Source organism: Pseudophaeobacter sp. EL27, from assembly GCF_900313025.1.
Taxonomy (GTDB): domain Bacteria; phylum Pseudomonadota; class Alphaproteobacteria; order Rhodobacterales; family Rhodobacteraceae; genus Pseudophaeobacter.
The window spans coordinates 448,633-463,105 of sequence record NZ_OMPQ01000008.1; the positions used below are offsets into that span (position 1 = coordinate 448,633).

The window sequence follows — 14,473 nt, forward strand, 5'->3', positions numbered from 1 at the left end:
GGTTACCGCTGCAACAGCACCGGGAACCAGTCCTCCCGCAAGCGCTGCCCCGGCTGCATCTCATGCCCAGGATAGGGCGGCGAAGTTGGGCCAGGCCGCTCCACATAGCGCGCATCATCGCCTACCAGCCGCAAGGAAAACGCCCGACGACGGGTTTCGCTGGTATTGGCACGGGCGCCGTGCAGGGTTTTATAGTTGAAAGCAACCGCATCCCCCGGCGCCATTTCCCACTCAAGAATGGTCATGCCTTCGGCTTCGGGATCAGGCACCGCCATATACTGCCCCTCATCGGCAAAGAAATCTTCCTCCGAAACCCAGCGCGTCGGCAGGACTTCCTTTTCCCATTTATGCGATCCAGCTACACAGCGCAGGGCGGCATTTTTCACCGGATCCAAGGGCGACCAAAAACTTACTGTCTGATCCCCTTCGACAAAATAATAGGGCCCGTCCTGATGCCAAGGTGTTGCCATTGAAGTCCCGGGCTCCTTCACCAGAACATGGTCGTGGAACATCTGCACGCGGTCTGATTGCATCAGGTCAGCAGCGACCTCTGCCACCGGCGAGGTCTTGATCGCCGCCTCAAAATCAGCAATGCGCGGCCAGTTGCAATAATCGTCAAAAAACCGCCCGGTCTGGCCCGCCTTTTCATTGTTTGACGCATAGGGGCCGGGTTCCGCCATGTTCTGCTCCACGCCACGGCGCAGCTGATCGACCTGATCTTTGAACAGCCCCTTGATCAAAACAACGCCATCGCGCTGGAACTCGTCAATATGGTCTTGAGTGATGAGAGGGTGCACCATGCGGATCTCCGTCTAAGTTAAAGCAACCAGCCAGCTCGTCGGACCCTTGAAGGCCTGACATTGCGAAATCTAGCTACAGTCAAAAGATGTATTTTTGCTGCGCCGACCCTGCCGTTCCTGAATGTTAGTTTCAAATAATATATTTCTAATATAGCCATAATCTCATGCTATATCTAACCCTGCGCCACTACGAATATACCTGTGCCGTTGCCCAGCACGGCAGCCTCTCTGCAGCCGCAGAGGCCCTGCATGTCAGCCAACCCGCGCTCTCCACCGCACTGGCACGGATCGAGGATCACCTGGGGCAAGCGCTGTTTGTGCGCCGCCGGGGGGCCCCGCTCACGCTCACCCCACAGGGGCGCGACTTTGCCAAGGCCGCGCAAAATCTGGTGGATCAGGCCGCTCAGCTGGAGGCCCCCAATGGCGCTAGTCCGGTTCTGCAAAATCTGGTCATTGGCTGCTTTTCCGATCTGGCACCCTTTGTTCTGGCCCCAGCCCTGAGCTGCCTGCGCCAGGCCTTTCCTGACCTGACTGTGAACCCGCGAATGCTCGGGTTTTCCCAGCTCACAGAGGGGTTGCTACAGGGAGAGATCGATCTCGCGGTCACCTATGATCTGGGGCTGGATGCCGGATTTGACCGGCGGGTGATCGACAGGCGCGCGCCGCAAGCCCTGATGCCGCCAGACCATGCCCTGGCACAGTACCGCAGCCTGTCGCTGGCTCAACTGGCCGACGTGCCGCTGGTGCTGTCGCAGGAGGGGCTATCGGTGCAACATATGCTGGGGCTGTTCAAAACCATCGATCTGACACCCCGCATTGCCCATCGCGCGGCCTCACTAGAGGTTCTGCGCAGTCTCGCCGCCAATGGCGAGGGGATTGGCATCAGCTATAGCGCCCCGCCTATCAACCAAAGCTACGATGGCAAAGCACTAGTGAGTATCCCAATCAGCGATTCTTTTGCACTAGAGCCGGTGATTGTCGCCAGCCACGGCACCCCAAAGACCGATTCGCCCCTGGCCCGCGCCATAGACCTGCTCTCAAAAGCACTGGGGCAGAACGGCTAAGGACTTAGTATCAGACTTTGCGCAGACGTATGACCACATCCACCGAGGCAATCTCCATGCCCTCTGGGGCCTCTGGCAGGCTCTTGATTACCAATTGATCAGAAGGCGCATCGGTCACCCGGTTGCCGTCCTCCCAATAAAAATGCGGGTGATCATGGGTATTGGTGTCAAAGTAGCTTTTTGACCCATCCACAGTGATTTCCTGCAACACCCCGGCCTCACAAAAGGCCCGCAGCGTGTTGTAGACAGTGGCCAGAGAAACGGCTGTTCCCTTGGTTTTTGCCGCGCCAAACAGGCTTTCAGCGGTGACATGACGATGGTTGCCATCGCCCACCAAAAGCTCCGCCAGGGCCAGCCGTTGACGGGTTGGGCGCAGGCCGGCATTCACCAACCAATTTGTTGCCAGGTCTTCGCTGTTTGGCGTCATGTGCGGATCCTGCATCGCGTTGCTATTGGTGTTTATACTGCGAATGAATTGCATTTTTCAAACAGAATTCCCATTTCCTGTGAAGCTCAGCGGCGCGCGCCTGTGACACCATCACCCTGCGCCGCATGGCTCACTGCTCTTGCAGGACCTGTAAGCCGGGTGCTACAGGAGGAAAAAGACATGAAACACCTCAGGCAGGAGACGTGCCAGCATGGCCGATTACCCCAGCAGCTTTGACAAAGACGATCTGTTGAAATGTGCCCGCGGAGAGCTGTTTGGCCCCGGCAATGCCCAGCTCCCAGCGCCGCCAATGTTGATGATGGACCGCATCACCGAGGTCAGCGCCGATGGTGGTGCCCACGGCAAGGGTCACATCCTGGCCGAATTCGATATCACGCCTGAGCTGTGGTTCTTTGACTGCCACTTCCCCGGCAACCCCATCATGCCAGGCTGCCTGGGCCTGGATGGATTGTGGCAGCTCACCGGCTTCAACCTCGGCTGGCGCGGCTGGAAGGGCCGCGGCATGGCCGTGGGCGTGGGCGAAGTAAAGCTCACCGGCATGGTCCGCCCCGAGCGCAAGATGCTGACCTATAAGATCGACTTCAAAAAGGCGATCCAGACCCGCCGCCTGACCATGGGCGTTGCGGATGGTATCGTCGAAGCCGATGGCGAGATGATCTATGACGTCAAGGACATGAAGGTCGTTCTGTCCGAGGCCTAATTTGCTCGGAGAGCTTGAGACTGAAGAAGAGGCCTCTGGGCCTCTTTTTTGTTGAGGTATGTCCGCTTCGAGCCCAAACCGACTACACGGCATCCATCAGGAGACGCCGAATTTTGTCAGTTAGATTAGCTATCGGATTGTTTTGTGGAGAACTGACTTTGAAGAAATGGCTTTTCGCTCTTTGTATTGGTTCAGTTGGCATTTTTCTTTTCTGGCCTCGATCGTATCATGCAAAAGCGACGTTAGGTTCTGGGCCAGAAATTACTATGTCGATCTCTCCTATGTTTGGATTGCATAGCGATTGGACGCGACAAGTGTCCGTTGAATATAACGGGGAGCGGATATCCAAGGAGTTGATGTCGGATACTGGATGGTGGCGTGGATCTAATTTATATCGCCACACTTCAGGGGCTTATGTCATACATGAAGGTCAAGGGTGGTGCTTTAGCTTTACACTCGAACCTTTGGAGTTCGACACCACACCTAAAGTTTCCTGCCTCAAGAATACTATTGTTCATGAGTCTCTCGGCAAAATGTCCCCGTATTATCAAGATATGAGCTACCTAGGTCGTTTCATTGAAAACTCGCACCTTAGTGGCGGGCAGAAAATTAGCTTTACTTTAGCGGACCAAGCACCCGAACTTGAACTTCCTGACGGGCCATAGGTGTTTTGTGAATCCCCCCTAATTTTCCTGCTATGCTAAATGTCCGCAATGCCAGCTCTCGACCTGCACCACACCGCCATGCCATCTTGCACCTCTGCTTCGCAATGCATACTAAGACATAAGCAAACAAGGGAGTGCACGTATGCGTCGTGTCGTCGTCACCGGTCTGGGGATCGTCTCCTCCATCGGAAACAACACCGAAGAAGTCATCGCCGCGTTGAAAGCGGGGAAATCCGGCATCGTTGCCAGCCCGGAAATGACCGAGCACGGCTTTCGCAGCCAGGTCGCCGGCACGCTGAAGATCGACATCAAGGAACATGTCGACAAACGCGCGCTGCGCTTCATGGGGCCAGGTGCCGCCTATGCCCATATCGCCATGAGCCAGGCCATTGCCGATGCGGGCCTCTCTGACGATCAGGTCGTCAATGAGCGCACCGGTCTGGTGGCGGGCTCTGGTGGTCCGTCGACCTCTGCCATGTTGACGGCGCATCAGGTGGTGGAAAAAACCGGCGCGACCAAGCGTATCGGGCCTTTTGCGGTGCCAAAATGCATGTCCTCGACCATTTCGGCCAACCTGGCGACGGCCTTCAAGATCAAGGGCATCAACTATTCCATCACCTCGGCCTGTTCCACCTCGCTGCACTGCATCGGCAATGCTGCAGAGCAGATCATGATGGGCAAGCAAGACGTGATGTTTGCCGGCGGCGGCGAAGAGCTGGACTGGACCCTGTCCTGCCTGTTTGACGCCATGGGTGCGATGTCTTCCAAGAAAAACGACGACCCAGCGGCGGCCAGCCGTGCCTTTGATCAGGACCGCGACGGTTTTGTCATCTCCGGCGGTGGCGGCATCGTGGTGCTGGAAGATCTCGATCATGCGCTGGCGCGCGGTGCCAAGATCTATGCCGAAGTGGTCGGCTATGCCGCCACCTCCGATGGCCACGATATGGTTGCCCCATCCGGCGAAGGTGGTGAGCGGGCCATGCGTCTGGCGCTGTCCACCCTGCCCGAAGGGCGCAAGGTCAGCTATATCAACGCCCACGGCACCTCGACCCCCGTTGGCGATGTTGGTGAAGTGGAGGCCGTGCGCCGCGTCTTTGGCGAAGGCCAGACCCCGCCGGTATCTTCAACCAAATCCATGACCGGTCACGCCCAGGGCGCTGCCGGCGCATTGGAGGCAATTTTTTGCCTGTTGATGCTGGACAATGATTTCATCACCCCTTCGATCAATGTGGACACCCTGGCCGAGGGCATCCTGCCCGGCGAGATTGCCACCGAGCTCGTAGAAAACGCAGGCCTCGATTGTGTCATGACCAACAGCTTTGGCTTTGGCGGCACCAATGGATCGATGGTTTTGAGCAAATACAAAGGATAACCCAACAATGTCTGGAATTTTGACGGGCAAACGCGGCTTGATCATGGGCGTTGCCAATGATCGCTCTATCGCCTGGGGCATTGCCAAGGCCATGGCAGAGGCCGGTGCCGAACTGGCCTTCACCTATCAGGGTGAAGCCTTTGGCAAACGCCTGGAGCCACTGGCACAAAGCGTTGGCAGCGATTTTATGGTCGATGTGGACGTCACCGATGATGCCTCGCTGGATGCCGCATTCGCGCAGCTGGGCGAGCGTTGGCCGACGATTGACTTTGTTGTCCATGCCATCGCCTATTCGGACAAATCCGAGCTGACGGGGCGCTTCCTGGATACCAGCCGCGCCAACTTCAAGAACTCGATGGATATCTCGGCCTATTCCTTTATCGAGGTGGCGCGTCGGGCCTATCCTTTGATGAAGGACAAGGGCGGCACCCTGCTGACCCTGACCTATCAGGGCTCCAACCGAGTGGTGCCCAACTATAACGTCATGGGCGTGGCCAAGGCCGCATTGGAAAGCGCAACCCGCTATCTGGCCAATGACCTCGGCCCCGAAGGGATCCGCGTCAATGCGATCTCCCCCGGCCCGATGAAGACTCTGGCGGGTGCCGCCATTGGCGGTGCACGCAAGACATTCAAGCACACGGCACAAAACGCGCCAATGCGTGACAATGCAACGCTTGAGGCCGTTGGCGGCACCGCTGTCTATCTGGCCTCAGATGCAGGGGCCTGCACCAGTGGCGAGATCATCCGCGTCGATGGCGGTTTTCATGTGCTGGGCATGCCCCAGCCGGATCACCTGTAAAACGGGTCGGCAAGACAGATTAAAAAGGCGCTCCTTTTGGGGCGCCTTTTGCTTTGGCAGGTTAGCGCTGCCCCTGCGCCGCCTGCATTTCCTGCACTAAAAGCCGCAGCATTTCACCGCTTGCCATCGGACGTGAGCCTGCTGCCCCCTTGCCTGCCCATTGCGCTCCAAAGCCTGTATCGCCTGCCGATTTGGCCGCCGCATTCAGGGCTTTGCCTGCATCATAGGCAATGGGGTAGTCCGGGATCTGCGCTCCCCCCTGTGCCTCGGCCCAAGAGGTAAAACCATTGACCAGACAGCGGGCCGATCGACCAGAGATCGCAGCTGTCATACGCGTTCCCGCTTCAGCTGCAGCAGCCAGAGCATCACGATACCCCTGATCCGCCTGGCTTTCGTCACTGCCCACAAAGGCGGTTCCCAACTGCGCTGCACTTGCACCCAGTTGCAGGGCATGGGCGATATCACCGCCCGTCATCAAACCACCGGCAGCAATCACCGGGATGTCCAGCCCAGCGACCAGCGCAACCGTCAGATCCCATGTGCTTTGCTGCGGATCCTCAGCCTCCGGGTCAAAGATGCCACGATGCCCCCCGGCCTCCCAGCCCTGCGCCACAACCGCATCAATACCTGCCGCCTGAATGGCCCGCCCTTCGTCCGGCGAGGTGGCTGTGGCCATAAGCAAGATCCCCTTGGCTTTCAGCGCCTTGATGAGCGCTTTATCTGGCAGGCCAAAATGAAAACTCACCACAGGCGGGGCTTCGTCCAACAGCATCTGCTGGGCGGCAGAATCCACACAGAAGCTGGTATAGATTTCAGAAAGCCTTTGAGGTGGGGCAGCGCCAAAGCGCGCAAACAAAGGCGCAAGCCGGTCAAGCCAGGACGCCTCGATCGCTGCATCCGCCTGCGCGGGCCTGTGGCAAAACACATTTATGTTGAAGGGCTTATCGGTCAGTGCACGGGTGGCGCGGATCATCTTGCGGGCCTGTTCGGGCGTGGCGGCCCCAATGCCCAACGCGCCCAGCCCCCCAGCCTCGCTCACGGCGGCAGCCATCGCAGGGGTACTGACCCCCGCCATTGGCGCCTGAAAGATCGGCCAGTCAATCCCGATCCGCGCTGTGATACTCTGCCCCTGCATGACCTATACTCCTGCCCCGTTCCAAGCACAGAAAACCAGATCAGCAGCCGAAGGCAAGACAAAGAGAAGGGGCCAGTGTTTCTACTGGCCCCTGCAAAATACGATCAATCGCGGGATTACCCGATCGAGACCAGCTCGATGTCAAAGTTCAGGTCCTTACCCGCCAGCTGGTGGTTGGCATCCAGGGTCACGGTGGAGTCAGTGACTTCAACAACAGTTACCGGCAGCACATGGCCTTCGGGGCTTTGCATCTGCAACTGAGTGCCCAGCTCCAGCGGGATATCATCAGGAATGCCTTCGCGCGGGATCGCTTGACGGGCCTCGGGGTTCAGCGGGCCATAGGCATCCGCTGCTGGAATTTCGAGGCGCTTTTTATCGCCAACAACCATGCCCGGCAGCCCGGCATCCATGCCTGCAATCACCTGACCAGAGCCCACAGTGAACTCCAGCGGATCCCGTCCTTCGGAGCTGTCAAAGACAGAGCCATCTGTTAGGGTGCCCGTATAGTGAATGCGGACGGTATCGCCGTTCTTTACCTCGGTCATGTGACCTCCAGTCTATGTACAAGTTACAGTGGCCGGCACCCTACAGTTAACGGTGGCGAAGTAAAGGCGCAGGCGCCTTTTGGCCTGCCTTGTCTGGGAAATAGGGACCCCTCCCTGCGGACCTCTGAGATCCGAGTGAGAATTGTATCCATCACAAGTTCGCGCTTTGCGCCCCGCCCAAGCCCGTGACAGGATGCCACAAAGGGAGAATGCAATGCCGATCACCACCTGTGTTTTTGACGCCTATGGCACGCTGTTTGATGTCGCCGCCGCAGCCCGCCAGGCTGCCTCCGAGCCCGCGTTTCCACATCTGCAGGACAATTGGGCTGCCCTAGCCAACCATTGGCGGTTGAAACAGCTGCAATATACCTGGCTGCGCGCCATCACGGATGCCCATTGCGGCTTTTGGCAGGTCACGCAGGATGGGCTCGACTGGGCGCTGGAAGCCACCGGGCTGGCCGGAGATCCAAAACTGCGCCAACGGCTGCTGGATCTGTATTGGGAACTTCAGGCCTATCCGGAAGTCCCCGCCATGCTGCAGGCACTGAAAGACGCCGGGATGAACACGGCGATCCTGTCCAACGGCTCCCCCGACATGCTGGACGGAGCGGTGCAATCGGCGGGTATCGGAGCTGTGTTGGATGATGTGCTCTCAGTCGAAAGCGTCGGCATCTTCAAACCGGACTCGCGGGTCTATGACCTGGTAGGACAGCGCTTTGGCTGTGCCAAGGACGAGGTACTCTTTGTCTCCTCCAATGGCTGGGACGCCGCCGGTGCCGCAGGCTACGGGTTCACCACCGCCTGGGTCAATCGCGCGGCAGAGCCAATGGACCGGCTGCCCTGGACCCCACAACATGTGCTGAGCGATCTGACCTCTATCCCTGATTTAGCTGCCAAATAACCGAGGTTTTCCAGCATGAGCTTTTTCACCACCTCGGATGGGTTGTCGTTGTTTTACGAGGAAAGCGGCACGCCGACAGGCACGCCGCTGATCTGCCTCGCAGGCCTCACACGGGATAGCCGGGATTTTCGCTACTTCACCCCCCATGCCCAGCACTATCGCCTGATTACGCTGGATGCGCGCGGGCGCGGTCAGTCAGAGCATGACACTGACTTCAGCACCTACAATGTCCCGCGCGAGGCCCAGGACGTGTTGGAACTGATGGATCATCTTTCCCTTCCCAAGGCCGCGATCCTTGGCACCTCACGTGGCGGCATGGTGGCCATGATGCTGGCGGCTACGGCCAAGGAGCGGCTCACGGCGGTGATCCTCAACGATGTCGGCCCAGTCATTCCAGCCGATGGCATCGACCGCATTATGCAATATGTCGGCCGCCGCCCCGCCGCCAAAACCTATGCACAGGCTGCCGATACCCTGGCCGCCCTGATGGCGCCGGCCTTTGGCGATGTCCCCGCCCAGCGCTGGCGCGAAGAGGTAGAGTCCTTCTACGATGCCAGTGATGACGGCCTGCAGCTGCGTTATGATCCGCGCATCCGCGATGCGCTGCTGGCCCAGGCCGAGACAGGCCCGGTGCCGGATCTCTGGCCACTGTTCATGACGCTCGAAGACCTCCCCTGCGGCGTCATCCGCGGCGCCAATTCTGATGTGCTGAGCCATGAAACCTATCAGGAGATGCAAGAACGCCTGCCGAAGATGCAGGCCGTGGAGCTTGCCAATCGCGGCCATGTCCCCTTCCTTGATGAACCCCAATCCCTTTCTCTTATTCATTCCGTTCTGGAGAACATCTGATGTCATCCTTTGAAATGATCCAGGCCGCAGCTCAGCGGCTGCAGGGCCACGCCCGTGTCACGCCGATGCTAACCTCTCCCTTTCTCGATGAAATCGCCGGGCGTCGTGTTTTGGTCAAGGCCGAGTGCCTGCAACACACCGGATCCTTTAAGTTTCGCGGCGGTTGGGCTGCGGTCTCTGCCCTCTCAGAAGCGGAAAAAGCGCGCGGTGTTTTGGCCTTTTCCAGCGGCAATCATGCCCAGGGCGTCGCCGCCGCCGCCAAGGCTCACGGCGTCACGGCTGTCATCCTGATGCCCAATGATGCGCCGAGCCTCAAGATCGAAAACACCCGCGCCCTGGGGGCCGAAGTGGTGCTCTATGATCGCGCCGGCGGAGAAGACCGCGACGCCATCGGCCACTCCCTGGCAAAGGAGCGCGGCCTCACCCTGATCAAACCCTATGACGAGCCGCAGGTGATCGCCGGTCAGGGCAGTGTTGGCCTGGAAATCGCAGAACAGGCCGCCCAGGAGGGCGTCAGCAAAGCCGACCTTCTGGTTTGTTGCGGCGGCGGGGGCTTGACCAGCGGCATCGCACTGGCAGTGGAACAGGTCGCCCCTGGCCTGCGGGTCCGCCCAGCCGAGCCAGAACGGTTTGATGATGTCACCCGATCCCTGGCCAGCGGGCAGATTGAGCGCAACGCAGAGGTCTCCGGATCGATCTGCGACGCCATTCTCACCCCCTCGCCCGGGGAAGTCACCTTCCCCACCCTGAAACGCCTCTGTGGGCCGGGAATTGTCATTACCGAGGAAGAGGCCCTGCGTGCCATGGCGCAGGCCTTTTTGCGGCTCAAGATCGTGCTGGAACCCGGTGGAGCCGTTTCCCTTGCTGCGGCCCTGTTTCACGGAGACCAGATTGAAGGTGATGCAGTAATTGCCGTGGCAACTGGCGGTAACGTTGATGCCGCGCTGTTCCAGCGAGCAATCAGCAGCTATGCTTAACCGCATAAGCCCTTATCCATTTGACGGAGTTCGACATGAGCCGTTTCACCATCGCATCTTTCAACGTCAAAAACCTGATCGGAGCGGAAAAGGAATACTACCGCTTCCAGAGCTATACCCCCGAGGAATATGCTTGGAAATCCGACTGGATGGCGGATCAGCTGCTGACCCTGGACGCCGATATTGTCGGCTTTCAGGAAATCTTCGAAGAAGAGCCCCTGCGCGAAGTGATCGCCGAGGCTGATGCGCGCGGCATTCAGGCCAATGCGGCCACGGTGCCGGATCGCTCCAAACGCTATCACCGCAAGGCAATCTTTCGCAAACTCGCCTATGGTCCCTATGGCGATGCGGGCCTAGCCTTTGCCCCCAACGCACATGACACTGGCAAACCGGGTCAGCGCCGCCCAGGCCTGGCAATCCTGTCGCGCTTTGGCTTTGTCGGCACGCCCGAGGTGATCCAAGAGCTGGACCCGCCGCTGGATATCCCCATGTCCCACCTGGGCGGCGAGGACGAGGCAGGCCATTACACCCTGCGCTGCCTGTCGCGCCCCATCCTCAAGGCGCGCATTCCTATCAATGGCCAGGTTGTCACCGTCTTCAACTGCCATCTGAAATCAAAACTGGGCGAGTTCATCACACCGCCTGGCGCGCCCCAAGCCCCCGAAACCGTGCTGACCGCCTATGATCCGGCAGGTCGCGCGCTTGGGGCGCTGCGCGCGGCCCTGCGGCGCATGGGAGAGGCCTGGGTTCTGCGCCGCGCTATCCTTGATGAGCTGGAACAGGACCGCCCCGTTCTGGTGCTGGGAGATTTCAACGACGGCGAACATGCAGTCAGCAGCGAAATCATCTCGGGCGAGGTGCCTTTCCGCAATTATTCCTGGATGCTGCGTCACGACGCCAAACATGGCAGTGACCGCTACAGCAGCCGAGAAAACGAACAGATCCAGGAGGCCGTAGACAAGGTTCGCCTGCGCTCGGCGGAAAAGACCTTCCTGAAACGCTCGCTGCGGGATGTGGTCTACACCACCGCCTTTGGCGGCGTGCATGAAAGCATCGATCAGATCTACATGTCGCGCCACTTTGATCCCGACTGGAAAGGGGCCACCGGAAAAATGCACTACTTCAGTGTGTTCAACGACCACCTCACCGATGGCAGCCACCCAGAGGCCCCCTATAACAAACTCGCCTCGGATCACGGGCAGATCATGGCCCATATGGAACTGGCAACTGCGGAACCTCCCGAATAACGCTGCCGCGCAGCGCCCGCAGGCTTTACCCTGCCACGGCAGCCCCTTAGATTGCGCCAAAGATCTACCGGAGAGACCACATGCAGATCGCAGATCTGGGCGATGTCCAGCTACACTACCGTATTGACGGTGACCCCAACGGGACCCCCATTGTGTTTGCCAACTCATTGGGCACCGACCTGCGGGTCTGGGACGCAGTGGTAGAGCGCCTGCCCGCGGGACTGAAGATCATCCGTTATGACAAACGTGGCCATGGGCTGTCCTCCTGCCCGCCTGCCCCCTATTCCATGGGCGCCCTGGTGCGCGACGCTGAGCGCCTGTTGGATCACCTGGAGGTGCGAGACTGCGTCTTTGTCGGCTTGTCGATTGGCGGCATGATTGCCCAGGGGTTGGCGGTCAAACGACTGGATATGGTGCGCGCGCTGGTGCTGTCGAACACCGCCGCCAAGATGGGCACCGCCGAGATGTGGAAGACCCGGATGCAGACGGTCACCGATGAGGGGATCGCACCCCTCGCTGACGGCATAATGGAGCGCTGGTTTGGACGGGATTTCCGTGCAACGCCTGAATTGCAGCTCTGGCGCAACATGCTGCTGCAACAATCACGCGAGGGCTACGCGGGCTGCTGCGCGGCTATTGCCGGCACCGATTTCTACACCCCGACCAGCGGCTTGCGCTTGCCCTGCCTTGGCATTGCCGGTTCCGAGGATGGCGCTTCGCCTCCGGATCTGGTGCGCGAGACCACTGATCTCATCCCCGGCAGTCAGTTCCACCTGATCCGCCGCGCCGGACATATTCCCTGTGTTGAGAAACCGGACGAATATGCCGAGCGCCTGACACAGTTCCTGCAAGAGACCGGACATATTGGCTGATTTTCTCCTGATCCACGGGTCCTGCCACGGTGCCTGGTGCTGGCGCGATGTGATCCCCGCCCTAGAGGCCCAAGGCCACAGCGCCCGCGCCATTGACCTGCCCGGTCACAATGACGGCCGCGACCTGGCAACGGTCACCCTAGCAGAAACTGCCCAGGCCATTCTCGCGGCCTCAACGCCTGACACAATTGTGCTGGGGCATTCCTGGGCTGGCTTTCCCATCTCTGCGGCTGCTGAGCTCGATGCCAGCGCTCTGCGCGGGTTGATCTATCTCTGCGCCTATGTGCCCCTCTCGGGCCAGTCGCTAATCGAGATGCGTAAGGCAGGCCCGCGCCAGACCATCGGCAATGCGGCCATTAAGGCCCTGGATGGCAACAGCTATACAATTGATCCGACGGAAGCCCCACGGCTGTTCTATCAGGATTGCCCGTCCGAGGCCGTTTCTTATGCCCTGCCCCGGCTCTGCGCCCAGCCTATTCTGCCTCAGGACACACCTCTGAGACTGGGCCACAACTGGCACACCACCCCCAAGGCCTATATTCGCTGCACCAAAGATCAGACCATCCCGCCAGAGTATCAGGCGCAAATGGTGGCGGACTGGCCGCGCGACCGTGTACACGAGATGCACTGCTCTCATTCGCCCTTTTTCGCTGACCCTGAGAGGCTGGCGGATCTCATCGGGCATATCGCAAAGGACTTCTGAATGGCGGGATCCGTCTTTGACAGCCAGATCTATGGCGACCTCTTTACCTCGGGCGATGTTGGTCGCCTGTTCACTGATACCGCCGAGGCCCGCGCCATGTTGCTGGTCGAGGGCGCACTGGCCCGCGCCCAGGGGGCGGCTGGTGTTATCCCGCAAGACAGCGCCGCCGCCATTGGCCGCGCGGTGATGGAAGTGGCCGTGGATCCCGGTACGCTGCGCAAACCCACGGGGCAAAACGGCGTGCCAGTGCCGGGGCTGATCGCCGCCTTTCGCGCCGAAATGAACGCGCCGGAACATGCGCAATATGTGCATTGGGGTGCCACATCGCAGGACATCATGGACAGCGCCCTGATGCTGCGTCTGCGTCAGGCCCTGGCCCTGATCGAAGACGACCTGAAGCTGGCACTCTCCGCCCTGGCAAAACTGGCAGAGACCCACGCAAACCTTCCCATGCCCGCGCGCACCTACGGTCAACATGCGACCCCGACCAGTTTTGGCGCTGTTGCCGCCTCTTGGGGGATGCCAGTCTTGGCCTTGGTCAATGAGCTGGAAGAGCTGCGCCGCAGTTGCCTGTTGATGTCTCTTGCTGGTGCGGCTGGCACCGCAGGAGCCTTGGGGTCAAAGGCAGGGGACGTGCGCGCCGAGATGGCCAAGGCGCTGGGGTTGAATGACCCCGAGCGTAGCTGGCACACGGATCGCACACCCGTCCTGCGCCTGATGGACTGGATAGTGCGGGTCAATCTTGCGCTGGGAAAATTGGGCGAAGACTGCATCGCCCTGGTGCAAACCGGCATTGCAGAGATCTCGCTGGGCGGTGCCGGTGCCTCTTCCACCATGCCGCAGAAACAGAACCCTGTGGCGCCCTCGGCGCTGGTCGCCCTGGCGCGCCAGGGCTCTGGGCTGCTGTCGATCCTGCATGGCAGCGCCCTGCACCAGCACCAGCGCGATGGCGCCGCCTGGTTCAGCGAATGGCTTTGCCTGCCGCAGATCGTTCTGGGCGCCGCCAGCGCCGCCCGCACCGCGCGTGACCTCTGCGCCGGGATCAGCCCCAATGCAAAAGCCATGAGCACGGCGCTGGCCTCTGGCCTCGACATGATCCATGCGGAGACGCTGAGCTTTGCGCTGGCCGCCGAAATGCCACGTCCCGAGGCGCAGGCCGCAGTCAAGCTGCTGTGTCGCGAAGCCGGTGACAGCAACACGCCCCTGCGCCAGCTAGTGGCACGGGACCACCCACAACTCGACGTGGCGGCACTGTTTGATCCGGTGGCTCAGCTCGGCGCTGCCCCAGCGGAAGCCTTGCGTTTCAGTCAAAAAGTCGCGGAACTGGCCACCAAATGAACTGAGACACCAAATGGCATGCCTGCAGGCTCTGCTCGCACCCTTTGGTGGCCTCCCC

At 59.9% G+C, this 14,473-nt stretch carries 16 protein-coding genes; 12 read left to right on the plus strand and 4 right to left on the minus strand.

Annotated elements, in window-relative coordinates:
- Positions 1-2: 2 nt before the first annotated feature.
- The gene (locus ED661_RS06715; protein ID WP_122073121.1) at positions 3-800 is read right to left on the minus strand and encodes a phytanoyl-CoA dioxygenase family protein; all 798 of its coding nucleotides are present in this window, start codon (positions 798-800) and stop codon (positions 3-5) included.
- 164 nt (positions 801-964) lie between these two features.
- On the opposite strand from ED661_RS06715, the gene ED661_RS06720 reads away from it, so the two are divergent.
- Positions 965-1,864 carry a LysR family transcriptional regulator gene (locus ED661_RS06720; protein WP_122073122.1) on the plus strand — a complete coding sequence of 300 codons (900 nt, stop codon included), beginning with the start codon at positions 965-967 and terminating at the stop codon, positions 1,862-1,864.
- A 10-nt stretch (positions 1,865-1,874) separates the two neighbouring features.
- Here ED661_RS06720 and irr read toward each other — a convergent pair whose 3' ends face one another.
- On the minus strand, positions 1,875-2,291 hold the full coding sequence (gene irr / locus ED661_RS06725) for a Fur family transcriptional regulator Irr (protein WP_122073362.1): 417 nt from the start codon (positions 2,289-2,291) through the stop codon (positions 1,875-1,877).
- A 211-nt stretch (positions 2,292-2,502) separates the two neighbouring features.
- Here irr and fabA point away from each other — a divergent pair, with 211 nt between their 5' ends.
- The 4 genes from fabA (at position 2,503) to ED661_RS06740 (ending at position 5,848) form a co-directional block, all read left to right on the plus strand.
- Complete coding sequence (gene fabA, locus ED661_RS06730; RefSeq protein ID WP_122073123.1) at positions 2,503-3,012, plus strand: bifunctional 3-hydroxydecanoyl-ACP dehydratase/trans-2-decenoyl-ACP isomerase; 510 nt, start codon at positions 2,503-2,505, stop codon at positions 3,010-3,012.
- Between the two features lie 158 nt (positions 3,013-3,170).
- Positions 3,171-3,677 carry a hypothetical protein gene (locus ED661_RS21885; RefSeq protein WP_162930064.1) on the plus strand — a complete coding sequence of 169 codons (507 nt, stop codon included), beginning with the start codon at positions 3,171-3,173 and terminating at the stop codon, positions 3,675-3,677.
- A 142-nt stretch (positions 3,678-3,819) separates the two neighbouring features.
- The gene (gene fabB, locus ED661_RS06735) at positions 3,820-5,049 is read left to right on the plus strand and encodes a beta-ketoacyl-ACP synthase I (RefSeq protein ID WP_122073124.1); all 1,230 of its coding nucleotides are present in this window, start codon (positions 3,820-3,822) and stop codon (positions 5,047-5,049) included.
- 7 nt (positions 5,050-5,056) lie between these two features.
- On the plus strand, positions 5,057-5,848 hold the full coding sequence (locus ED661_RS06740; RefSeq protein ID WP_122073125.1) for an enoyl-ACP reductase: 792 nt from the start codon (positions 5,057-5,059) through the stop codon (positions 5,846-5,848).
- 61 nt (positions 5,849-5,909) lie between these two features.
- On the opposite strand, the gene ED661_RS06745 is transcribed toward ED661_RS06740, so the two are convergent.
- The gene (locus ED661_RS06745) at positions 5,910-6,983 is read right to left on the minus strand and encodes a nitronate monooxygenase family protein (protein WP_122073126.1); all 1,074 of its coding nucleotides are present in this window, start codon (positions 6,981-6,983) and stop codon (positions 5,910-5,912) included.
- Between the two features lie 116 nt (positions 6,984-7,099).
- Positions 7,100-7,528: a peptidylprolyl isomerase gene (locus ED661_RS06750; protein ID WP_122073127.1), complete on the minus strand. Its 429-nt coding sequence runs from the start codon at positions 7,526-7,528 to the stop codon at positions 7,100-7,102.
- A gap of 214 nt (positions 7,529-7,742) precedes the next feature.
- Between ED661_RS06750 and ED661_RS06755 the strand changes: the two genes are divergently transcribed.
- The 7 genes from ED661_RS06755 (at position 7,743) to ED661_RS06785 (ending at position 14,415) form a co-directional block, all read left to right on the plus strand.
- A complete protein-coding gene (locus tag ED661_RS06755) occupies positions 7,743-8,429 on the plus strand; it encodes a haloacid dehalogenase type II (RefSeq protein ID WP_122073128.1) in 687 nt (228 codons plus the stop codon).
- A gap of 15 nt (positions 8,430-8,444) precedes the next feature.
- Positions 8,445-9,278, plus strand: a complete 834-nt coding sequence (locus ED661_RS06760) for an alpha/beta fold hydrolase (protein ID WP_122073129.1) — start codon at positions 8,445-8,447, stop codon at positions 9,276-9,278.
- Positions 9,278-10,255, plus strand: a complete 978-nt coding sequence (locus tag ED661_RS06765) for a threonine/serine dehydratase (RefSeq protein WP_122073130.1) — start codon at positions 9,278-9,280, stop codon at positions 10,253-10,255. Before ED661_RS06760 ends, ED661_RS06765 begins: the two co-directional genes overlap by 1 nt.
- Before the next feature lie 35 nt (positions 10,256-10,290).
- Positions 10,291-11,502 carry an endonuclease/exonuclease/phosphatase family protein gene (locus ED661_RS06770; protein WP_122073131.1) on the plus strand — a complete coding sequence of 404 codons (1,212 nt, stop codon included), beginning with the start codon at positions 10,291-10,293 and terminating at the stop codon, positions 11,500-11,502.
- Positions 11,503-11,582: 80 nt separating this feature from the next.
- Positions 11,583-12,374, plus strand: coding sequence for a 3-oxoadipate enol-lactonase (gene pcaD, locus ED661_RS06775; protein WP_122073132.1), 792 nt, complete (start codon positions 11,583-11,585; stop codon positions 12,372-12,374).
- Complete coding sequence (locus ED661_RS06780; protein ID WP_122073133.1) at positions 12,367-13,077, plus strand: alpha/beta fold hydrolase; 711 nt, start codon at positions 12,367-12,369, stop codon at positions 13,075-13,077. Before pcaD ends, ED661_RS06780 begins: the two co-directional genes overlap by 8 nt.
- The gene (locus tag ED661_RS06785; RefSeq protein ID WP_122073134.1) at positions 13,078-14,415 is read left to right on the plus strand and encodes a lyase family protein; all 1,338 of its coding nucleotides are present in this window, start codon (positions 13,078-13,080) and stop codon (positions 14,413-14,415) included.
- The last annotated feature ends 58 nt before the right edge of the window (positions 14,416-14,473 follow it).